Annotated in this window: 17 protein-coding genes; 6 read left to right on the forward strand and 11 right to left on the reverse strand. The window is 53.3% G+C overall.

The features are described from left to right. Positions 1-22: 22 nt before the first annotated feature. From ubiB to katE, 7 genes are all read right to left on the reverse strand, one after another. Complete coding sequence (gene ubiB, locus LC431_RS24360; protein WP_013577434.1) at positions 23-1,654, reverse strand: ubiquinone biosynthesis regulatory protein kinase UbiB; 1,632 nt, start codon at positions 1,652-1,654, stop codon at positions 23-25. After that, positions 1,651-2,259, reverse strand: coding sequence for an SCP2 domain-containing protein (locus LC431_RS24365; protein WP_013577435.1), 609 nt, complete (start codon positions 2,257-2,259; stop codon positions 1,651-1,653). The genes ubiB and LC431_RS24365 overlap by 4 nt, the downstream gene beginning before the upstream one ends. A gap of 13 nt (positions 2,260-2,272) precedes the next feature. After that, complete coding sequence (ubiE, locus tag LC431_RS24370; RefSeq protein WP_013577436.1) at positions 2,273-3,028, reverse strand: bifunctional demethylmenaquinone methyltransferase/2-methoxy-6-polyprenyl-1,4-benzoquinol methylase UbiE; 756 nt, start codon at positions 3,026-3,028, stop codon at positions 2,273-2,275. A gap of 141 nt (positions 3,029-3,169) precedes the next feature. Beyond that, complete coding sequence (gene rmuC / locus LC431_RS24375; protein ID WP_013577437.1) at positions 3,170-4,711, reverse strand: DNA recombination protein RmuC; 1,542 nt, start codon at positions 4,709-4,711, stop codon at positions 3,170-3,172. 157 nt (positions 4,712-4,868) lie between these two features. Further along, positions 4,869-5,396 (reverse strand): DedA family protein, encoded by a 528-nt coding sequence (locus LC431_RS24380; RefSeq protein ID WP_013577438.1) that lies wholly within the window; start codon positions 5,394-5,396, stop codon positions 4,869-4,871. A gap of 165 nt (positions 5,397-5,561) precedes the next feature. After that, positions 5,562-6,323: a uridine phosphorylase gene (udp, locus tag LC431_RS24385; RefSeq protein ID WP_013577439.1), complete on the reverse strand. Its 762-nt coding sequence runs from the start codon at positions 6,321-6,323 to the stop codon at positions 5,562-5,564. A gap of 223 nt (positions 6,324-6,546) precedes the next feature. Next, complete coding sequence (gene katE / locus LC431_RS24390; protein ID WP_015690570.1) at positions 6,547-8,829, reverse strand: catalase HPII; 2,283 nt, start codon at positions 8,827-8,829, stop codon at positions 6,547-6,549. 183 nt (positions 8,830-9,012) lie between these two features. On the opposite strand from katE, the gene LC431_RS24395 reads away from it, so the two are divergent. After that, positions 9,013-9,840: a dienelactone hydrolase family protein gene (locus LC431_RS24395; protein ID WP_013577441.1), complete on the forward strand. Its 828-nt coding sequence runs from the start codon at positions 9,013-9,015 to the stop codon at positions 9,838-9,840. Between the two features lie 93 nt (positions 9,841-9,933). On the opposite strand, the gene fsa is transcribed toward LC431_RS24395, so the two are convergent. After that, on the reverse strand, positions 9,934-10,596 hold the full coding sequence (fsa, locus tag LC431_RS24400) for a fructose-6-phosphate aldolase (protein ID WP_013577442.1): 663 nt from the start codon (positions 10,594-10,596) through the stop codon (positions 9,934-9,936). An 11-nt stretch (positions 10,597-10,607) separates the two neighbouring features. Then, positions 10,608-13,112, reverse strand: coding sequence for a phosphoenolpyruvate--protein phosphotransferase (gene ptsP, locus LC431_RS24405; RefSeq protein WP_015690571.1), 2,505 nt, complete (start codon positions 13,110-13,112; stop codon positions 10,608-10,610). A 367-nt stretch (positions 13,113-13,479) separates the two neighbouring features. Here ptsP and LC431_RS24410 point away from each other — a divergent pair, with 367 nt between their 5' ends. From LC431_RS24410 to LC431_RS24430, 5 genes are read left to right on the forward strand one after another with little or no spacing between them, the layout of a single operon-like run. Beyond that, positions 13,480-14,559, forward strand: coding sequence for a PTS fructose transporter subunit EIIC (locus LC431_RS24410; RefSeq protein WP_013577444.1), 1,080 nt, complete (start codon positions 13,480-13,482; stop codon positions 14,557-14,559). A gap of 17 nt (positions 14,560-14,576) precedes the next feature. Beyond that, positions 14,577-14,906: a PTS fructose-like transporter subunit IIB gene (locus LC431_RS24415; protein ID WP_013577445.1), complete on the forward strand. Its 330-nt coding sequence runs from the start codon at positions 14,577-14,579 to the stop codon at positions 14,904-14,906. A 16-nt stretch (positions 14,907-14,922) separates the two neighbouring features. Further along, complete coding sequence (locus LC431_RS24420; RefSeq protein ID WP_112197619.1) at positions 14,923-17,220, forward strand: formate C-acetyltransferase; 2,298 nt, start codon at positions 14,923-14,925, stop codon at positions 17,218-17,220. Next, positions 17,186-18,073 carry a [formate-C-acetyltransferase]-activating enzyme gene (locus tag LC431_RS24425; RefSeq protein WP_037035395.1) on the forward strand — a complete coding sequence of 296 codons (888 nt, stop codon included), beginning with the start codon at positions 17,186-17,188 and terminating at the stop codon, positions 18,071-18,073. The genes LC431_RS24420 and LC431_RS24425 overlap by 35 nt, the downstream gene beginning before the upstream one ends. Positions 18,074-18,097: 24 nt before the next feature. Further along, a complete protein-coding gene (locus LC431_RS24430) occupies positions 18,098-18,442 on the forward strand; it encodes a PTS fructose-like transporter subunit IIB (protein ID WP_013577448.1) in 345 nt (114 codons plus the stop codon). Positions 18,443-18,445: 3 nt separating this feature from the next. On the opposite strand, the gene LC431_RS24435 is transcribed toward LC431_RS24430, so the two are convergent. Both LC431_RS24435 and metE read right to left on the reverse strand, forming a co-directional pair. Then, positions 18,446-19,309, reverse strand: coding sequence for an AraC family transcriptional regulator (locus tag LC431_RS24435; protein WP_013577449.1), 864 nt, complete (start codon positions 19,307-19,309; stop codon positions 18,446-18,448). A gap of 297 nt (positions 19,310-19,606) precedes the next feature. Further along, positions 19,607-21,886, reverse strand: a complete 2,280-nt coding sequence (metE, locus tag LC431_RS24440; RefSeq protein ID WP_223510405.1) for a 5-methyltetrahydropteroyltriglutamate--homocysteine S-methyltransferase — start codon at positions 21,884-21,886, stop codon at positions 19,607-19,609. Positions 21,887-21,928 lie beyond the last annotated feature (42 nt).

Below are 21,928 nucleotides of genomic sequence, written 5' to 3' on the forward strand. Positions count from 1 at the left end.
CATTCGATTTAAAACAATTTGCTCAGCTGGCGCGCTTCCATCCGATTAACCAGGAAACAACACCGGCTGCCATCAGGCAGGCGGGGTAAACCTTAACGCCACCCAACAGTAAGAGGGTTCCGCTCAGTAACAGCGTCGCACCCATTCCCAACAAATAACGAGACTGCCCCTGACGGGAACTCTGGTTATGGATCTGGGAGGAAAGCTTCTCAATGTTGTATTGCAACAGCTTGTGCTGATGCAGGCTCTGATAAACCAAATCTGGCAGTTCAGGCATTTTCTCAATCCAGAACGGCGCACGCTCTTTCAGTGCGCGGATCATCGCCGGCAGACCCACCTGATCACGAACCCAGCTTTCGAGGAAAGGTTTCGCCGTTGTCCACAAATCCAGTTGAGGATAAAGCTGACGCCCGAGGCCTTCTACATACAACAGTGTCTTTTGCAGCAACACCAACTGAGGCTGGACTTCCATATTAAAACGGCGAGCCGTATTAAACAGATTTAACAATACGTTACCGAAGGAAATATCCGCCAGCGGTTTCTCAAAAATCGGTTCACACACTGTCCGAATTGCAAATTCGAATTCTTCAACGTTGGTATCTCGCGGGACCCAGCCGGAATCGACATGCAATTCAGCTACTTTGCGGTAATCACGGTTAAAGAACGCGATGAAATTCTCCGCCAGATAGCGCTTGTCTTCCTTATTGAGCGAACCAACTATGCCGCAATCAATGCCTATGTAGCAAGGATCTTCAGGCGTTTCGTAGCTCACAAAAATATTGCCCGGATGCATATCCGCATGGAAGAAACTGTCGCGAAAAACCTGAGTGAAGAAGACCTGTACACCGCGCTCCGCCAGCAATTTCATATTGGTGCCCTGTTTTTTCAGCGCCTCAATATCAGAAACAGGGATCCCGTAAATACGTTCCATCACCATCAATTGTTCGCTGCAATAGTCCGGGTACACTTCCGGCACATACAGCATCGGGCTACCTTCAAAGTTACGGCGAAGCTGAATGGCATTCGCGGCTTCACGTAACAGATTCAGTTCATCGAGCAGCGTTTTCTCATACTCACGTACCACTTCACGCGGACGCAAACGGCGACCATCCGGTAACAAAATCGGTAGCCAGCCAGCAAGACGCGACATCAAACGGATATCAGCAACAATGGTCGGTAAAATATCCGGACGGATAACTTTGAGCACCACCGGTTTGCCGTTTTCTTTCAGGATCGCCGTGTGCACCTGAGCAATCGACGCAGACGCCAGCGGCGTCTGATCGAACTCATCAAACCAGGTTTCCAGCGGGCCACCCAGCGCGGCATCAATTTGCTGACGGGCTTTCGCACCATCAAACGGCGGAACATGGTCCTGAAGCAAAGCCAGCTGATCGGCTATGTGCGGGGGGAAAAGATCGCGGCGTGTAGACATCATCTGACCGAACTTGATCCAAACCGGCCCAAGCTGTTCCAGTGCCAGGCGCATGCGCTCACCTAACGGCTTTTCTTTATGACGATTTGGTAACCAGAAAAAAAGATAACGACCAATTCTCAGTGGTAACGTTAAGCGGATTTTAGGGATCAGTTCGTCAAGGCCGTAGATCAGAAACATGCGGATAATCAGATATAAACGTCGCATTTCCCTAGGCGTCACGGTTTGTCCTCCAGTTTTTTGATACGTTTATCCAGCGCATCCAGCTCACACACCAGTGCGGAAACCTCATCACTAAACCAGACAACTTCCAGCGGACCGGGTGCCATTTTCCACTCTTCAGTCAGCGTTTGCGCCACATAGCTCTGCTGGTGTTTCAACCCTTTTTGCAAAAAGCTGAAAACGCCCTGCACGGTCTGACTCAGCCCCTGTGCCGCAATGTCACCGATATAGGGTGCCAGAAATTCCGCAGGCTCAATTTCCGCCATATCCAGCAATGCAGAGAACTGCTGAACCAGGGCGATATCGCCATCAACTACCAGCTCGCCACTGCGCATCATGGGCGACAACTGCTGGCGATCACGTAACTTATGCAGCACTGACAGTTTCGAGGTGACGGTGCAATCTGCCGCGCCGTCCCATTGCCCGAGCACATCAATTTTCTGTTCACTGAACACAAACGTCAGTGGTGTACTCAGTTCCTGCAATTCAACACGCAGAACTTTACCGGCCAGACGTGTCCGCGCCGCCTTCATGCTGCGATCTCTGAAAAGCAGGTAATTAAGCGGCGTCTCGATAGCGGCAGTCAGTAACGGCGTTAACAACATCGGCATACTCATATCAGAATTTGAAACCCCGATGTAACGCCACAATGCCGCCAGTCAGGTTGTGATAAGTCACATTTTCAAAACCTGCGTCCGCCATCATTCCTTTCAGTGTTTCCTGATCCGGATGCATACGGATTGATTCAGCCAGATACCGGTAGCTTTCGGCATCGTGTGCAACCAGCTCGCCAATACGCGGTAAAATATGGAAGGAATAGGTGTCGTAAGCTTTGCTCAGCGGCTTCAGCACCGGTTTGGAGAATTCCAGTACCAGCAGACGCCCGCCCGGCTTGAGTACGCGGAACATGGAACGCAGCGCCTTCTCTTTTTCAGTCACGTTACGCAGACCGAAAGAGATGGTGATACAGTCAAAATAGTTATCCGGGAACGGCAGAGCCTCGGCATTCGCCTGAACGTAGCTGACGTTGCCGACGATGCCAAGATTGCGCAGCTTTTCGCGGCCCATCTTCAGCATGGAATCATTGATATCCGCCAGCACGACTTCGCCTTTCTCACCCACCAGACGGGAAAATTTTGCGGTCAGATCGCCCGTACCACCGGCCAGATCCAGCACACGTTGTCCCTGACGGACACCGCTGCAATCAATAGTGAAGCGTTTCCAGATGCGATGAATACCGAAAGACATCAGATCATTCATCAAATCATATTTTGCCGCAACGGAATGGAAGACTTCTGCCACCATTTCCTGTTTTTCATCTTTGGCTACTGTACGAAAACCAAAATGGGTGGTTTCCGGCGTCTGCTTTTCCATTATTTATGCCTGCTTTTTCAGTCGAACTCTTGGGGAGAAGTGTATCAGAACCCGTTCGAAAGCCCCATCACCGATGGTGATTCAACATATTGCAAAAATTCATGCATTGAATCACAAATACAGTGCAGGCCCTCTGACCCGCTATGTCTGCTGGTGGGGAGTTAACTCACCCGGGTTCAGCGTCTGTTCTTCTTCCGCATCAGAGGTATCGGGCAGAGATGCGGTGTCTTCAGGTTCATTTTCCGCTTTCGCTATTTCAGCCAGAGACGGACTGATAGGCCGTTTAACTTCAACACCCAGCGCGCGGAAACTTTCCACCTGTCCGATAAGATTACCACGGCCTTGCGAGAGTTTATTCATCGCGGATCGATAACTTCCCTGCGCTTTGTCGAGACTTTGTCCCATCGACTCCATGTCATCCACAAACAGCCGCAGTTTGTCGTAAAGACGTGCCGCGCGGTCGGCGATACGTTTGGCGTTCTGACTCTGATGCTCATAGCGCCACAAGTTACTGATCGTTCGCAGCGCCACCAGCAGGGTCGTCGGGCTGACCAGCATAATATTGTGCCGGAGCGCTTCGCTAATCAATTCTGGCTCACGGTCGATAGCCAGCAGAAAAGCGGGCTCAACAGGGATAAACATCAGCACATAATCGAGGCTGCGCAGACCGGGAAGTTGCTGGTAATCTTTGCGCCCGAGCAGGCGGATATGTCCGCGAACCGAGGCAATATGTTCATTGAGCGCCGCTTCCCGCTCGCTGTCATCCTCGCTGTTGAAATAGCGCTCATACGCGACCAGGGTCATTTTGGCATCAATCACTACGTCTTTATTCTGCGGTAACCTGACGACCACATCGGGTTGCATCCGGCTGTTGCTGTCAACCTGCACGCTGACCTGAGTCTGGTACTCATGCCCTTCACGTAAACCGGAAGCCTCGAGCACGCGGCTCAGCACCACTTCCCCCCAGTTGCCCTGCGTTTTGTTGTCACCTTTCAGTGCCTTGGTCAGGTTGACGGCTTCACGGGCCATCTCCACATTCAGTTGCTGCAGATTGCGGATCTCATGCGCCAGCGTATGGCGTTCACGGGCTTCCTGCCCAAAGCTGTCCTGCACCTGACGACGGAAACCATCCAGTTGCTCGCGCAACGGCAACAGTAACTTGTCGAGACTTTGCTTGTTCTGTTCGTCGGCACGGCGGCCATTTTGTTCGAAAATCCGGTTAGCCAGATTTTCAAACTGGCTGCTCAGGCGCTGTTCGCTGTTAATCAGCAGACGCTGCTTTTCTTCAGCCGCCATGCGGGTTTCATCCAGACGGGTTGAAACCTCACGCAACTCTGCTTCCTGCGCGCTGTTGATTTCCCGCTGCGCACGCAGTTCCTGATTCAGTTGCTCACACTCGTTTTGCCAGTGGGCAAGCAGTTGTAATTTTTCCTGACTGGCCGCCTGCAGGCTATGCAGTTTTCGCAGCTCAAGTTCAGCCTCACGCAGTTGCTGCTGCCCTGATTGCCGCTCGCTTTTGTGCGTATCATTTTCCGCTTTAGCCTGTTCCAGCGATTGTTCCAGCAAACGGCGCTGCGTTTCATACTCCGTCTGCTGTTGCTGTTGGCGCAGGCTGGCGATAAGCCAACCTACGAGTAAGCCCACTAACCCCGCCCCCAGGGCTGTCAGGATGCTGATATCCACGCGATTTCCCTCTTAAAGTCTCTTGCGGCCAAGGTAATGTCAGGCTGTATGGATGTCCAGTCTATTTTCTGTTGCATTGAGCCTTTGCGAGACGTCTTCCAAAAAGGAATTTCTCTGTATTTGCCCCCTTGCGATAGCCAGCCACAGAGAGCAGCATTCAAAACCAGCGGCTCAGCCACTGAATGCCGAAAGCACCTGGCGCCAGGATGCCGAAAGCCCAGATGAGTGCAGACGTCACATTCGCAATCTGGAAATATTTTTGCGGCATACCGCAGATACCGGCAACCAGTGGCACAACGGCACGAAGCGGGCCAAAGAAGCGGCCAATGAAAGCCCCGGGCATGCCCCATTTTTCAAAGAAAGCATGTCCACGAACCAGCATTTGCGGATGGCGGGAGAAAGGCCAGAAATTGCCAACCCGATCCTGATAACGGGCACCAATCCAGTAAGAAAGCCAGTCCCCCAGGAAAGCGCCTGCGGCGGCGGCGGCCCAGATGGGCCAGAACGGAATACCGGTTTCGCCGATCAGCGCGCCGAGTCCCAGCAAGATAAACGTTGCCGGGAGCAGCAGGGAAAGGAATGCCAGAGACTCACCAAAAGCCAGAAAGAAAACGATCGGTGCAGCCCACACCTGATGGGCGCGGATGAAGGTAGTGGTGTACTCAAGAAGGTCGTGAACAGTCAAAAATGCAGTTCCTTTTGTCAGAGATCCGGGAGGAGGTTCATCAATTATTCCAGATGGATTACTAACATGACCTTAACAGATCTGCTTAGCAGGGCAAAAAAACGGGCCGCCAGAGGCAGCCCATTGATGTGATGATGTGATGTGGTTGTTTTAGTTTTATAGGGACTAAATAAGCCTGCGGGCTGCTTCTACAACAATCTTCACCGCATGACTTTCAGTCTTTTTCATGGTTTCCGCATTAGGGATTTCCTGCTGCGTGCGGTTCACGATAACACCCGCCACCATCCCCGCGCGCAGACCCTGGCTTGCACACATGGTCAGCAGAGTCGCGGATTCCATTTCGTAGTTCATGACGCCCATTTCCTGCCACTCTTTCATCGATTCTTTGAAGCGACGGACAACACGGCCAGAGTAAGTGTCATAACGTTCCTGACCCGGATAGAAGGTGTCAGAAGAGGCGGTAACGCCAATGTGCGTCGCGGCACCCACGGCTTCTGCCGCCGCAACCAGCGCGGTGGTGCAGGCAAAATCGGCTACTGCAGGGAATTCCATCGGCGCAAAGTGCAGGCTCGCGCCATCAAGGCGAACGGCAGCGGTCGTGACCAGAACGTCACCGACATTGATGTGTGGCTGGATAGCGCCAGTTGTGCCGACTCGCAGGAAAGTACGGATCCCCAGTTGCGCCAGTTCTTCAACCGCAATAGAGGTCGAAGGGCCACCAATACCGGTTGAGCAAACAATCACAGATTTGCCATCAAGCTCAGCACGCCATGAGGTAAATTCGCGGTGGGAAGCCAGACGAACCGGGTTCTCCATCAATTTGGCAATTTTTTCCACGCGCTCAGGGTCGCCGGGAACAATCGCCAGCGTCGCGCCGTTTAAATCTTTTTTGGCCAGGCCAAGATGGAAAACTTCAGGCTGAGACATAACAAACTCCTCTGTGTGTAAGGTCATTTATTGGCAGGAGGAACACCCGGCAACTGTACTGAACATTGTGACGTTATTTCGTGACGGTCGTCACTATGATGTAACAACAGGAATTTCACATACATTTATTTTGTGATTCAAGTCACAAAATAAGGAGGGGTGAGGGAATTTTAAACAGGCAATCTCCGCTGCCGGGGATTGCCTGTTTATCAGTTACAGTTAATCAGGCAGGAACGGCATCTGCCGCCGCACTGCGCGACCAGATCCGGTGTTTGAGCATGTCTTTCAGAAACGCCTTCAGCAACGCTCCTTCTGCTTTTTCACCTTCCACAACGCCCTCTTCCGGCACATCATCCGTCAGCCCCAGCAGCGATTTGAAGCGGCGTGCATCGCCACTTAGCCCCACCACTTTCAGGTGTTTGTAGGCTTCGAGCACATAATGCCGTGCATCGCCATTCATCAGCAGTGCGTCGATATGCCCATGCGGAACAATCACTGCATCAACGGTGATGGAAGGCGATCCGGCAAACGTCGCATCAACCGGCAACGTAGAACCATCATCGGCAGTCACACTCCCTAAGTGACTGGCCAGCAGCTTAGGGTGAACGCCAGCGGCCTGAAGTGCCTGTAAGGTTTCCAGAACATCCGCCGCATTCACACCTTCACCCAGCAATATCGCCACCTGCCGCCCTTTGATCGTGCCTTTACCGCTGGCATACAAACTCAGCGACGGATCATTTTTCAGCCCATTCACGGGCTTCGGCGGCTTGATCTTCAGGGTGTCAGCGGAAAGGGTAATACCCAGATTTTTCGCCACTTTCTGCGCCAGCGTCTGATCAACATGCGCTAACAGATCCACGACCCGCTCGCGGATATACGGCCGCGCCACCTTCGATAATTCAAATGAGAAAGCGCCGATAATATGATCCTGCTCCGCTGTTGTCTGGCTCAGCCAGAACAGGCGCGGATGGGCATAATATTCGGCAAATGACGGACTGCGCTGACGGATTTTTTCTGCATCAACCCGTTCAGGATAACTTTCAAAGCCACCGCCGGACGCTGCCGGAGGTGTTTCCCTCGGCCAGTTATTGTTGATGGAATTCGGCTCGTAGTTCGCCGGATTCGTATCAATGTCCTGACGGTGCATGCCGTCACGCTGGAAGTTATGGAAAGGGCACGTCGGCCGGTTAATCGGAATTTCATGGAAATTAGGCCCGCCCAGACGACTGATTTGCGTGTCGGTGTAAGAGAACAGTCGCCCCTGCAACAGCGGATCATTGGTGAAATCTATGCCCGGCACAATGTGCCCCGGGTGGAACGCGGCTTGCTCGGTTTCAGCAAAGAAATTATCGGGGTTACGGTTGAGCACCATTTTGCCGATCAGTTCTACCGGCACCAGTTTTTCAGGGATGAGTTTGGTCGGGTCGAGCAGGTCGAAATCAAATTTGAATTCATCTTCTTCAGGGATCAACTGCACACCCAGTTCGTATTCCGGATAATCTCCGGCTTCGATGGCTTCCCACAAATCACGGCGGTGGAAATCGGCATCTTTCCCGGCCAGTTTCTGCGCTTCATCCCATAACAGAGAGGCTTTTCCGGCCAGCGGTTTCCAGTGGAAACGCACAAAAGTGGCTTTGCCTTTTGCATTCACGAAACGGAAAGTATGGATGCCAAAACCTTCCATCGTGCGGTAACTGCGCGGAATGCCCCGGTCAGACATCGCCCAGAACACGTTATGCAGGGTTTCCGGTTGCAGGGACACGTAATCCCAGAAGGAATCGTGCGCACTCGCTCCCTGCGGGATTTCGTTATGCGGTTCGGGTTTTACCGCATGCACAAAATCAGGGAATTTATGGGCATCCTGAATAAAGAACACCGGTGTATTGTTACCGACCAGGTCGTAAATGCCTTCATCGGTATAAAACTTGGTCGCCCAGCCGCGGATATCACGCACGGTATCTGCCGAACCGCGGGACCCCTGAACGGTAGAGAAACGCACAAATACCGGCGTTTTCTTTTCAGGATCAGACAGGAAGCTGGCTTTGGTCACCGCCTTCATACTGCGATAGGGCTGGAAATAACCGTGCGCTGCAGCGCCCCGCGCATGAACGATACGTTCGGGAATACGCTCATGGTCGAAGTGAGTAATTTTTTCACGGAGAATGAAATCTTCAAGCAGTGTCGGGCCACGGTTTCCGGCTTTCAGCGAGTTCTGATCATCAGAGATTTTGGTGCCCTGATTGGTGGTCAGCGGCTGTTTTTCACCATTTTTGCGGTGGCGTTCTAATGCATCGAGTTTGGCATTGGTATTTTCCGGACTCTTCGCACTGCCGGACGCTGTCGGTTCTTTTCCTGGCGGTGTCGGTTGTGGCGAAGGCTGATAAATACGATCGCCGGGCGCAAGATCCCCCAGGCCTGGCTGTGAAGATTCAATGCCCGTGGCGGGGGCGCGGCTTACCGATTTTGACTCGCTTTTCTTGGTCACTTTAGAGGGTGATTTTGACATTGAACATAGCTCCTCGACAAAGGTTTCGGGTGTTCTGTAGACGTTCTGTAAATCTTCCATGATGACTTTCCTGATTAACTTTTAACTATAGAACATCTCTTGCGCCTTGCTGTTCATGCTTTCCGGCTATAGTTTTAATCCATAGCCACAGATTTTCGTATGGACACTTGCCTGGAGACCCCAATGAAAAAAGAAGAATTGCTTACCCTGAAACAGGCTCCGACCAGCTTTGCCCCTGCCGTCACTCCCGTCGCCAGCACCACTATCCATACCGATACTGACGGGCTGCACGCAGGCCAGACCACCATACCCTCGCAGGGCGAAGATATGCCCGCCTACCTCGCCCGTCCGGAACAGTTCACCGGTAAATTGCCGATCGTGCTGGTGGTGCAGGAAATTTTTGGTGTACACGAACACATTCAGGATATCTGCCGCCGTCTGGCGAAACAGGGTTATATGGCCATCGCGCCGGAGTTGTACTTCCGTCAGGGCGACCCGCGTGACTACACTGAAATCAGTGAGCTTTTTGCTAAACTGGTCAGTAAAGTGCCGGATCAGCAGGTGCTTGCAGATCTCGATCACACTGCACACTGGGCATCACAACATGGCGGGGACATTTCTAAATTAGGCATCACAGGTTTCTGCTGGGGCGGGCGCATTACCTGGCTGTACGCGGCGCACAATCCGCAGCTGAAAGCGGGCGTGGCGTGGTACGGCAAACTGGTCGGCGATAAAACGCTGACCAGCCCGTCAAATCCGGTTGACCGCGCCGCCGCGCTGGATGCACCGGTTCTGGGTTTATACGGCGCAGAAGATTCCAGCATTCCTCTGGATACCATTGAAACCATGCGTCAGGCCATTCGCGCAGCCAATGCTACGGCGGAAATCGTGGTATATCCGGAAGCGGGCCACGCGTTTAACGCCGATTATCGCCCGAGTTACCACGCTGAAGCCGCCGCCGACGGCTGGCAACGGATGCTGGATTTCTTTGCGCAGTATGGGGTTAAGTAATAAAAAGTATGGTGTGCAGTAAAAGGACACCGACCAGAATGACAAAAGCCCGACAGGTTTTTCCTGCCGGGCTTTTTACGGGAAGTTAACCCATTACAGCGACAACTGCCCAAAGGCACCCTGCCAGTCTTGTTCAAATTTATCGACAGCCGCCTGTACCGCAGGCGCACTGATAAATTGCTCCGCTACGTCCACCGGGATAGTGACAGACTGACAACCTGCCAGCAGACAGGCCAGAACCTGACGCGGCGTTTTAAAACTGGCGGCCAGCACTTTGGCATGCGGCGCATGCAGGGACAGCAATTGCTGCAACTCCGTCACCATCGCAATGCCATCTCCCCCCTGGGCATCCAGCCGGTTAACATACGGCGCGACATATTCTGCTCCGGCCAGCGCCGACAGGAGTCCCTGCCCGGCACCATACACCGCGGTTCCCAGCGTTGGAATTTTGCGGGTACGTAAGATCTTAATCGCTGCCAGACCGGCGGCGGTGACCGGCACTTTGACCACCAGCCCCGGCACGCGGGAATGCAGCAGTTCAGCTTCTTCCACTATCTGTTCGGTCTGATTCGCCAGCACTTGTGCAAACAGTTTCCCTTCACCACCTAATGCATCACGAAGCCCGGGCAAAACCTCCCACACGGAAGTCTGCGATTTAGCCACAATGCTCGGATTGGTGGTCACACCCTGTAACGGTAAAATCCGCGATAAACGTTTTACTGCACTGATATCAGCCGTATCCAGATAAAGTTCCATATTCTCTCCTGTCAGAGTTCCAGTTCTTGTTTAAGCAGCGCTTCAATCTGTGCTGCGGTGGTGGAATGCATCAGCACATCACGGAAACTGTCATGCATAATCCGTCGCGCCAGCTTTGAGAAAATCCGCATATGCTGATCGCCTGCAGCGTGTTTATTGAGAGTCAGCATGATGACAAACTGCGCTTCTTCATCGCCCCACCGCACCGGTTGCGGGAGTTTCGCGACGCTGATAGTCGATTGCTCAATGTGTTCTGATTTGGTGTGCGGTATCGCAAAGCCAAACCCGAGGCCGGTGGAAAATACGGCTTCGCGCGCCCAGACATCGGCGGCGAGTTTGCGCGGATAACGGCAACGCCCTGCCAGCATCAGGTTATCCACCATGCCTTTAATCACTTCTTCTTTACTGCGCCAGTCAGCATTAAGCGCCACACATTCCGCCGTAATCAACGGGGCATCGTTGACCGCCATCCTGAACTGCGCCAGCAGGTGTTCGACTTCCAGCGACGTGCGACACTGCATGGCGCGGTTCAGCAGCAGGCGACATTCGCGGCTGTCGAGTTTGGCCAGCCGTGCTTTGGTCACAGGAACCGACGGTGCACTCATGCTGATTTCATCAAGCCCCAGCCCGACCAGCAGCGGCAATACCGAGCCTTTCGCGCCAAGTTCACCGCATAAACCAATCCATTTACCGTGGCGATGCACTTCGCGCACAACGTGGTCGAGGCCGCGCAGGAAGGCCGGATTCAGGCTGTTGTAATGGCGTGTCACTTTCGCGTTATCACGGTCGACCGCCAGCAGATACTGCGTCAGGTCATTACTGCCGATGCTAAAGAAATCAATCTCTTCGCAACACTGATCGATGATGAACATCACCGACGGCACTTCCAGCATGATCCCAAGCTGAATTTTTTCATCAAACGGCACTTGCTCACTGCGCAACGACTGCCTGACTTCAGCCAGTTGATCTTTCACCCATAAGATCTCTTCCATAGAGGAGATCATCGGGATCATGATTTTCAGCGATCCGTGCGCCGAGGCGCGCAGGATCGCGCGCAACTGCGTATGGAATAACGGCAGGTATTCCTGATAAATACGCACGGCGCGATAACCGAGGAACGGGTTGTTTTCGGCAGGAATGTTCAGATAATGAACTGGTTTATCGCCACCGATATCCATGGTGCGGACAATGATGGTTTTGCCGTTGGCCGCATCCGTAGCCTGACAATAAATGTTGTACAACTCATCTTCGGAAGGAGCGCTGGCGCGATCCATATACAGCATTTCTGTACGGAACAGTCCGACAGCTTCTGCCCCATTGCCAAACGCCGCGCTGGCTTCGACCGAGTGGGCAATATTGGCCGCCACTTCAAGGCGCACACCGTCAGCGGTATACCCCGGTTTATTGAGATATTCACTTTGCTGTTCACGCAGCGCCTGATGCACCGCCTGTTCCTGACGATAATAACGGCGCACCGGTTCGCTGAGCGCACAGACAATCAGCCCGAGATCGCCGTCGATCTGCACATTCTGCTGCAAATAAGCCTGAAGTGGCTGTGGATCAACGCCAACGAGTGCAGGAATATTGAACGATCGGGCAAGGATCACAGTATGCGACGTACTGCCTCCGCTGCCGAGCAACAGCCCCTTCAGATGTGTTTTATCCAGTTCGAGAAATTGACTTGGCGTCAGTTCATCTGCCAGACAAATACTGGCTTCGCTCAGTGCCTGCTGGGAAGGAAAACGCTCCTCGCCATAGATTTGCTGTAAAAGCTGGAAGCTGACATCACGAATATCCAGCTCGCGTTCACGCAAATAGGCGCTGGACGATTGTGCAAGCTGCAAGCTGAAATGCGCGGCGGTGTCGACAATGCTTTGCGCACAGCTCCGGCCTTGCGCCACGCGGCTCAGCAAGGCTTCCCGCAGGCTGTTATCACGCAGCAAAGAACGGTGCGCTTCCAGCACTGCCGTGATCGTCCCGTTGTCCGCCATCAGCTGTAATTCGAGTGATTTTTCAAGCTGTGCCAGTCCGGTGGAAAGCAGACTTTGTTCTTTATCTTTACCCTGAGATTCCGGTAGATCCCTGAGTGTCGCCAGATTCACATTCGACAGGCTAACCAGTTTCCCCAGCGCACAACCTTCACTGACTGAACGGGCGCGGAAAACCAGCGGAGAAAGATGCATCAGGGATTCAGGAAGCGGCTCAAATTCAGCGTTTTCATCATGCTCAGGCAGGGCTTCATCGCAATGAGGCAGCTGATGTTTAATGAAATGTGCCAGCGCAGCATGCGCAGCATCTTCGTCATTCCCTTCGATGGTCACGTGACATTCATCGTTAAACAGAATATCGGCACCAATCAGTGAAAGGACACTTTTACCATCTGCAATGCGGTCAGTACGCCCATTGTGCCACTTAAATACAGACCCGAAACTGTTGCACAGCGTTTCAATATGGCTGGCCGGGCGGGCGTGAACACCATTTACCAACATGCAGGTGAAGCTCAACTTCTTGGCCATTTCTGAATCCTCATCCCAAATTCCGGTGTAATGCACCGACTCCTTGCAGCATAAGAGTCAGGCGGATCCGATAGCTACCAGACAAAAATGACAAACACTGGATAAATGTAATGTGTATCGTTTTTTGCGAGCCAGCTCACGCGCCACTACCGTCACTAAACCGCGTATTGTCTCGGGTTATTTGAACCGGCTCGCATTTTTGTGAGGACATTACAAAAGTCCAGTAAAACACAAATTTGTCCACTATGAGCGCCACAGCCAGCAGCCTATTGTTGAGGTCGATAGCCTTTCTGTATCTGCGGTTTTTGAAATGAAACCCCTGATATTTGCGATTTTCAGCCCGACACCGGTTTTCGTGGAGTTCATCATGAAAGACTTACTCAATATTCTAAAAAATACCCGCCAGCATCTGATGACTGGCGTGTCTCATATGATCCCCTTTGTGGTCGCGGGCGGCATTTTGCTGGCGGTCTCGGTGATGCTGTATGGCAAAGGTGCCGTACCGGACGCGGCAACCGATCCGAACCTGAAAAAGTTATTTGATATCGGCGTCGCCGGTTTAACCCTGATGGTGCCTTTTCTGGCGGCTTATATCGGTTATTCCATCTCTGACCGTTCCGCGCTCGCCCCTTCGGCGATCGGTGCCTGGGTCGGCGCCTCATTCGGCGCAGGATTTTTTGGCGCGATCATCGCCGGTTTGCTGGGCGGCATTATCGTTTTCTATCTTAAGAAGATCCGCGTACCGAAGATCCTGCGCTCGGTGATGCCGATCTTCGTGATCCCGATTATCGGCACCCTGCTGACTGCGGGCGTCATGATGTGGGGACTGGGCGAACCGGTTGGTTTGTTGACCACCTCCCTGACTCACTGGCTACAAGGCATGCAGCAGGGCAGCATTATTGTGCTCGCCATCATCATGGGGCTGATGCTGGCCTTCGACATGGGCGGACCTGTTAATAAAGTGGCCTACGCTTTCATGCTGATTTGCGTGGCACAGGGCGTGTATACCGTGGTGGCGATTGCCGCCGTGGCTATCGCGACACCGCCGCTGGGGCTGGGCTTTGCCACGCTGATTGGCCGTAAATACTATTCCACCGAAGAGCGCGAAGCGGGCAAAGCCGCCATGCTGATGGGCTGTGTCGGTATCACCGAAGGCGCCATACCTTTTGCCGCCGCTGATCCGTTGCGTGTCATTCCTTCCATCATGTTCGGTTCTGCTTGTGCGGCGGTGACTGCCGCCCTGGTTGGCGCGCAATGCTATGCCGGCTGGGGCGGGCTGATTGTACTGCCGGTCGTGCAGGGAAAACTGGGGTATATCGGCGCGCTGCTGGTCGGCATGGTTGTCACTGCACTGTGCGTCAACACGCTGAAATATCTGGCCGCCAAAAAGCAGTCGGCAAAAACGCGTCAGGAATCTGACCTTGATCTGGACTTCGAAATTAACTGAACCCAAAGGAAAACATCATGACTCACATTATTGCTGTCACCGCGTGCCCGTCCGGTGTTGCTCATACTTATATGGCGGCTGAAGCGATTGAACGTGCGGCAAAAGCTAAAGGCTGGGAATGCAAAGTTGAAACGCAGGGTTCAATCGGTCTGGAAAACGAACTGACGCCGGAAGATGTGGCGGCCGCCGACATCGTGATCCTGACCAAAGACATCGGTATCAAACAGGAAGAGCGTTTCAAAGGCAAAGTGACGGTGCGCGTGGCCATCAGCGATGCCGTAAAACGCGCAGATGCCATCATGGAAAAAATCGCAGCGCATCTCGCCAAAGCTGCTGTCACGGATTGATCCCAAGGAGAACGAGATGACTTCCCGCACAGAACGTCTTAAAGCCGCACTTTTCGCCAGCCCGCGTGAAATCTCGCTGGAACGTGCCCTGCTGTATACCGAAAGTCACCGCAGCACAGAAGGCGAACCCACGCTTTTGCGCCGCGCGAAAGCCACGGCATACATTCTGGATAACATTGAGATTGCCTTGCGTGAAGACGAGCTGATTGTCGGTAACCGTACGGTCAAACCACGTGCGGGGATCATCTCCCCTGAAATGGACCCCTGCTGGCTGCTGAAAGAGCTGGACACGTTTCCCACCCGTCCGCAGGACCGTTTCAACATTTCTGAGCAGGATAAACAGATTTACCGCAGGCAGCTTTTCCCTTACTGGGAATCGCATTCGATGAAGGATTTCATTAACAGCCAGATGCCGGAAGAAGTGAAAGCGGCCACTCAGACGCAGATTTTTAGTATCAACCAGACTGACAAAGGTCAGGGGCACATCATTATCGATTATCCCCGTCTGCTGAATTCGGGCCTGGATAACTTAGTTTCAGAACTTCAGCAACACGTTGCCGGCGCGCCGGATAATGCCTTTTATCAGGCAGCGCTGATTACACTGCAGGCAGCACAGCGGCATATTTTGCGCTACGCCGCGCTGGCAGAAGAGTTAGCAGAAGCCTGTCAGGACAACTCAAGAAAACAAGAACTGGCGCGTATTGCCCGCATTTCGCGATATATTTCCGGCCATAAGCCACAGGATTTCTATCAGGCCTGCCAGCTGTTCTGGTATATGAATATCATTTTGCAATACGAATCCAATGCCAGTTCGCTGTCCCTCGGGCGCTTCGATCAGTACATGCTGCCGTTCTATCAGCACTCGCTGTCCCACGGCGAATCCCCGGCGTTTCTTAAAGAACTGCTGGAAAGCCTGTGGGTGAAATGCAACGACATCGTGCTGCTGCGTTCGTCGTCCAGCGCACGTTACTTCGCCGGATTCCCGACGGGTTACACCATTTTACTCGGCGGTCTGACCGACACCGGACGCAGCGCCGTCAATGTGTTGTCGTTCCTGTGCCTGGATGCCTATCAGAGTATTTGTCTGCCACAGCCTAACCTTGGCGTGAGAGTCAATGAACTGATCGACCGCCCGTTCCTGCTGAAAACCGCCGAAACAATCCGCCTCGGCACCGGCATTCCACAAATCTTTAATGATGAAGTGGTGGTTCCGGCATTTCTCAATCGTGGCGTGCGCCTTGAGGATGCGCGGGATTATGCGGTAGTAGGCTGCGTGGAATTATCCATCCCTGGCAAAACCTACGGGCTGCATGATATTGCCATGTTTAACCTGTTGAAAGTCATGGAACTGACGCTGCATGAAAATGAAGGAAACACCGCGATTACTTATCCTGAGCTGGTGGAACAGATCCGCCGGAAAATCAGCCATTACGTCAGGCTGATGGCGCAGGGCAGCAATATCTGTGATATCGGCCACCGCGACTGGGCACCGGTTCCGCTGCTGTCCTCCTTTATTACAGGTTGTCTGGACAGCGGCAAAGACATTACCGCTGGCGGCGCACGTTATAATTTTTCCGGTGTTCAGGGTATCGGCATCGCCAACCTCAGCGATTCCCTGTATGCGCTGAAAGGCATGGTGTTTGATCAGCAACGCCTGACCTTTGATGAATTACTGGCTTCGCTGAAAGAGAATTTTGCCAGCGAGGAAGGCCGCGCCATTCGCGCCCGCCTGATCAACCGCTTTGAGAAGTATGGCAACGACATTGATGAAGTCGATTTGATCAGTGCAGATTTGCTGCGTTTTTACTGTAAGGAAGTCGAGCAGTATCGTAATCCACGCGGTGGTCAGTTTACGCCGGGTTCTTATACCGTTTCCGCACACGTACCTTTAGGTGCGGTAGTCGGTGCAACGCCGGATGGCCGTTTTGCCGGTGAACAACTGGCAGATGGCGGACTTTCGCCAATGTTGGGCCAGGATCATCAGGGACCAACGGCGGTATTGAAATCCGTCAGTAAACTCGACAATACACTGCTCTCCAACGGTACGCTGCTGAATGTGAAGTTCACGCCATCAACGCTTGAAGGCCAGCAGGGGCTGAATAAACTGGCCGATTTCCTCGGCGCGTTCACCCGTCTGAAGTTGCAGCATGTGCAGTTCAACGTGGTGAATGCTGAGCAGCTTCGCGAAGCGCAAAAACGTCCACAGGATTTTGCGGGGCTGGTCGTCAGGGTGGCGGGATACAGCGCGTTCTTTGTTGAGCTGTCAAAGGAGATCCAGGATGACATTATCGGCCGCACCGCGCACCAGCTCTGACCTGCGGATCCCTGTTATGGAAGCAACGGAAAGACGCGGGCGCATCTTCAACATTCAGCGTTTTTCACTCAACGATGGCCAGGGTATCCGTACCCTGGTTTTCTTCAAAGGTTGCCCCCACCGCTGTCCGTGGTGCGCCAACCCTGAATCGATGTCACCACGCATTCAGGTCATCAAAAGGCAGGCAAAATGCCTGAACTGCCGCACCTGTTTGCAGGATCCGAACGAATGTCCGAGTGGTGCAATGGAGTATGTCGGCGAAGATATTACGCTGCCGGACTTAATGACGCGCCTGCTCAAGGATGAGATTTTTTTCCGCTCGTCGGGCGGTGGTGTCACGCTTTCCGGCGGCGAAGTGCTGATGCAATACACATTTGCCGGTGAGTTGCTCAGGGAATTGCAGGCCTTAGGCATTCCGACAGCGATCGAAACGGCGGGCGATGCACCGCTGGGCCACCTGTTGGCGCTCGCCGATCACTGCGATCAGGTATTGTATGACTTCAAGATAATGGATCCCGCTCAGGCACGAGCAGTGCTCAATATGGATCAGCCGCGTGTGTTGCAGAATTTCACGGCGCTGGCACGACGCGGCGTTAAGCTGCTGCCCCGCCTGCCGTTGATCCCCGGTTTCACGTTAACACTTGAAAATATGCAACAAATTCTGGATTTCCTGCAGCCCTTCAATTTAACTGAAATCCATCTGCTGCCCTTTCACAAATACGGCGAAGCGAAGTATCCGTTACTGGATAAAGCGTATTCAATGTATAAGACGACGGCACCGGATGCCGCAGCTATTGCGCCGTTTTATGCGATGGCCGAAAAATACGGTTATACCGTGACGCTCGGTGGATAAATTTTCTTAATCAGGGGAAACACTATGTCGCTCAAACTGGTCGCAGTAACCGCCTGTATCAGCGGTGTGGCGCATACTTATATGGCGGCAGAAAAGCTGGAAAAACTGTGTCAGCACGAAAAATGGCCGGTAAAAGTTGAAACTCAGGGTGCGCTGGGCCTCGAAAATGCACTGTCAGAAACCGACATTGCTCAGGCCGATGTTGTGCTTTTAGTCACTGAAATTCAACTGGAAAACGGTGAGCGATTTGCGCACAGCCGTTGCGTCCAAACCGGCATCCACACCTTTTTACGCACGCCGGAGAAAGTGATGGCTGCCGTAAAGAAACTCGCCACCTCGCCTCAGGGAACGAAAATCGTTCTGCCCTGACGATTACGACGTCCTATTTTCCAACTGGCTACGGTATTGCCGCCGGTATTCTGACGGAGAACGCTCAGTGCTTTTCCTGAACTGGCGGCAAAAATAGTTACTGTCGACAAAGCCACAGGCGTGCGCCACTTCCCTCACTTTCATGTCGTAGCCTTTCAACAAGTTCTTCGCCTGTTCAAGGCGGACATAATTCAGGTATTCGTTCAGCCCGATACCGCCGCTTTTCTGGAATAAATGCGACAGGTAATTTGGCGAAATATAGAAAGCCTTAGCGACAGAATCGCGGGTCAGCGGCTCGCGGTAATGTTCTTCGATATACTGGCGAACGGCCTCAAAAAGCGCCTGACTGCGCGAGGCAGTTTTCACAAAGGAACTGAACAAGTCCAGCGCGTGGCTCAACAACCCTTTCACCAGAAACTGCGCCGTAGTCTGATCGCTGCGGTGCCAGGCCAGTTCGTTTAATGCCTGCAACATAAACGCCCCCACGCGCGGCCCGCGCCTGCCCACATTGCCTTTTTCGCCGGACGTAAACTGCGCGCCATCCCAGTTCAGCAGACTAAAGCCCAGTTGCTGCTTGCCAAATAACAGAGTCAGCGTGCGTACCGGTTCCTGCCATTGCGGGCTGTTCCAGCCTTTAGCGGGAACGAACAACACATCGCCCGCCAGCATGCGGACATCCTGATTGTTCCCCTGTTCGTCCTCGCATTTCATCATCTGCTCCCCTTCCAGAATCAGTTCCAGCCGGGGGAAATCGACCTGATAGGACAGTTCAGGCACGGAATGCTGAGCACCGGCAAAATACACCTGGCGGATACCGTGCGGATGTTCAAGTACTGGCGTTAAAAGGGGAAAAAGCAGATGGGTCATGGTCAGGCTACCTTTCAGCAGAATCACACCATGATAGCGAATCTGCGCCGGAGAAAGAAAAACAAGACCAAAATTTGCGGAAGAAGATGGAAATTCCGCCCCGCCAGGCGTTGCACATCCGGTGCAGCCTTCAGGCGGAAGGGTTCCACCTGTAAAGCGTCACGGGCATGTGTCACTTTCAGAGGGCGGACTGATGCGGCAATGGCACGGGGACGCAAAAAACTCAAATAAAAAGGGGGCACCGGAGTGCCCCAAACGTTTCAGCAACAACACAACGTAAATCTAGAGAGCGTTCACTCAGGCTTTCTCAGCACGCAGACGCCTGGCGGCTTTCACCATGTTTTCCAGCGACTCGCGGGTTTCCGGCCAGCCACGGGTTTTCAGGCCGCAGTCCGGGTTGACCCACAGGCGTTCTGCCGGAATACGATCTGCAGCTTTACGCAGCAGGTCTTCAATCCATTCCACACTGGGCACATTTGGCGGGTGAATGTCGTAAACGCCCGGCCCGATTTCGTTCGGGTATTCGAAGTCTTTAAACGATTCCAGCAAGTCCATATCGGAACGTGAGGTTTCGATAGTGATCACGTCAGCATCCAGTGCGGCAATGGAATCCATGATGTCGTTGAACTCGCAGTAACACATATGGGTATGGATCTGCGTGTCGTCACGGGCAATTGCGGCATTCAGTTTGAACGCATCCACCGCCCAGCGCAGGTACGCATTCCATTCAGACTGGCGCAATGGCAGGCCTTCCCGCAGTGCCGGTTCGTCAATCTGGATGATGCCGATACCGGCTTTTTCCAGATCTTCGACTTCATCACGCAGTGCCAGCGCGATTTGTTTGGCGATTGTTTCGCGGCTGACATCTTCACGCGGGAACGACCAGCACAGGATCGTAAGCGGGCCGGTCAGCATGCCTTTCACCGGTTTTTCGGTCAGAGACTGCGCGTACTTCGCCCACTCTACGGTGATCGCTTGCGGGCGGCTGACGTCGCCGATAATGACCGGAGGTTTCACACAACGTGAACCGTAGCTCTGTACCCAGCCGTTTTGCGTGAACACAAAACCGTCCAGATGTTCACCGAAGTATTCCACCATGTCATTACGTTCAGCTTCGCCGTGAACCAGCACGTCGATACCCAGACGTTCCTGTTCTTTGATGGCTTGCTTAATATGCTCACTGATACCGGTACGGTATTTAGTGTTATCCAGACGGCCTTGTTTAAAGTCCAGACGCAGGCCGCGGATTTCAGTGGTTTGCGGGAATGAACCGATGGTTGTGGTCGGCCATGCCGGCAGGTTGAAACGGGCACGCTGCGCTTTGGCGCGTTCGGTGTAAACATGCTGACGCTCAATATCCGCAGCAGTAATCGCGGCAACACGTTTACCGACGGCCGCATTGTTTACTCGGGTGGATTCACGACGGGCGCGGATTGGCGCGCTGTATTCCGCCAGTTTTTGCTGCGCTTCGGCGGTGGGATTGTTCAGGGCAGCGGTCAGCAACGCCAGTTCGGCACATTTTTGCAGGGCGAAGGCGAACCAGCTTTTCACTTCTTCATCCAGACGGCTTTCGACGCTTAAGTCGATCGGGCTGTGCAGCAGTGAACAGGAGCTGCCGATCCAGATTTTACGGTCTTCAACCAGTGGCTTCAGACGGTCAAACCAGGTACTGAGATCCGCGCGCCAGACGTTACGGCCATTGATGACCCCCAGAGAAATCAGCCAGTCTTTTGGCAGCGCGTTGATGACGGTTTGCAGATCGTCACGACCAGCGACGGCATCAATATGCAGACCCTGAACCGGTAACTGGCGAAGGGTGTCGAGGTTGTGCCCGACGCTGTCGAAATAAGTGGTCAGCAGCAGTTTAGTTTTGCTCTTTTCCAGCGCGGTGTAAGCCGGTTTGTACGCATCCAGCCATTCCTGCGGCAGTTCCAGAACCAGAGCCGGTTCGTCAATCTGCACCCATTCGATGTCGCGTTTTGCCAGTTCAGCCAGAACCTGCTGATAAACAGGCAGAATATCGTTGAGCAGGGAAAGACGGTCAAACTGTTCGCCCTTCACTTTGCCGAGCCAGAGATAAGTCAGCGGCCCAAGCAGCACCGGTTTCACTTTGTGGCCGAGCGCCAGCGCTTCGTCCACTTCTTCCAGCAGTTGTGTCCAGGCCAGTTTGAATTTCTGACCTTTCACGAACTCCGGCACCATGTAGTGATAGTTGGTGTTAAACCATTTGGTCATTTCCGCCGCGGCAGCCGGTTTACCGGTCGGCGCACGGCCACGGCCAAGGCGGAATAAAGTATCGAGATCAACAGAGCCATCGGCATTCTGATGACGGGCCGGTACGTTGCCCAGCAACAGGCTGGTGGTCAGTACGTGATCGTACCAGGCGAAATCGCCCACCGGCACCAAATCCACGCCTGCTTCAGCTTGTTGCTTCCAGTGACGGGCGCGCAGTTCACGTCCGGTTGCCAGCAGTTCTTCCTGAGTGGAATTGCCTGCCCAGTAGCTTTCTTGTGCTTTTTTAAGTTCACGACGCAGACCAACGCGTGGAAAACCCAGAGTGTGATTCAGTATCGTCATCTTTTAAATTCCTGTTTAGCCATCCAGATGTTTACACATCCA

The sequence above is a fragment of the Rahnella sp. GSA61A genome (genome assembly GCF_019969905.1).
GTDB lineage: Bacteria > Pseudomonadota > Gammaproteobacteria > Enterobacterales > Enterobacteriaceae > Rahnella > Rahnella aceris.

Bases quoted from the DNA above. Each gene is read 5' to 3' on its own strand.
- LC431_RS24365 (WP_013577435.1), bottom strand. From the start codon at position 2,259: ATGTTGTTAACGCCGTTACTGACTGCCGCTATCGAGACGCCGCTTAAT.
- ubiE (WP_013577436.1), bottom strand. From the start codon at position 3,028: ATGGAAAAGCAGACGCCGGAAACCACCCATTTTGGTTTTCGTACAGTA.
- udp (WP_013577439.1), bottom strand. From the start codon at position 6,323: ATGTCTCAGCCTGAAGTTTTCCATCTTGGCCTGGCCAAAAAAGATTTA.
- katE (WP_015690570.1), bottom strand. From the start codon at position 8,829: ATGTCAAAATCACCCTCTAAAGTGACCAAGAAAAGCGAGTCAAAATCG.
- LC431_RS24395 (WP_013577441.1), top strand. From the start codon at position 9,013: ATGAAAAAAGAAGAATTGCTTACCCTGAAACAGGCTCCGACCAGCTTT.
- fsa (WP_013577442.1), bottom strand. From the start codon at position 10,596: ATGGAACTTTATCTGGATACGGCTGATATCAGTGCAGTAAAACGTTTA.
- ptsP (WP_015690571.1), bottom strand. From the start codon at position 13,112: ATGGCCAAGAAGTTGAGCTTCACCTGCATGTTGGTAAATGGTGTTCAC.
- LC431_RS24410 (WP_013577444.1), top strand. From the start codon at position 13,480: ATGAAAGACTTACTCAATATTCTAAAAAATACCCGCCAGCATCTGATG.
- LC431_RS24415 (WP_013577445.1), top strand. From the start codon at position 14,577: ATGACTCACATTATTGCTGTCACCGCGTGCCCGTCCGGTGTTGCTCAT.
- LC431_RS24420 (WP_112197619.1), top strand. From the start codon at position 14,923: ATGACTTCCCGCACAGAACGTCTTAAAGCCGCACTTTTCGCCAGCCCG.
- LC431_RS24425 (WP_037035395.1), top strand. From the start codon at position 17,186: ATGACATTATCGGCCGCACCGCGCACCAGCTCTGACCTGCGGATCCCT.
- LC431_RS24430 (WP_013577448.1), top strand. From the start codon at position 18,098: ATGTCGCTCAAACTGGTCGCAGTAACCGCCTGTATCAGCGGTGTGGCG.
- LC431_RS24435 (WP_013577449.1), bottom strand. From the start codon at position 19,309: ATGACCCATCTGCTTTTTCCCCTTTTAACGCCAGTACTTGAACATCCG.
- metE (WP_223510405.1), bottom strand. From the start codon at position 21,886: ATGACGATACTGAATCACACTCTGGGTTTTCCACGCGTTGGTCTGCGT.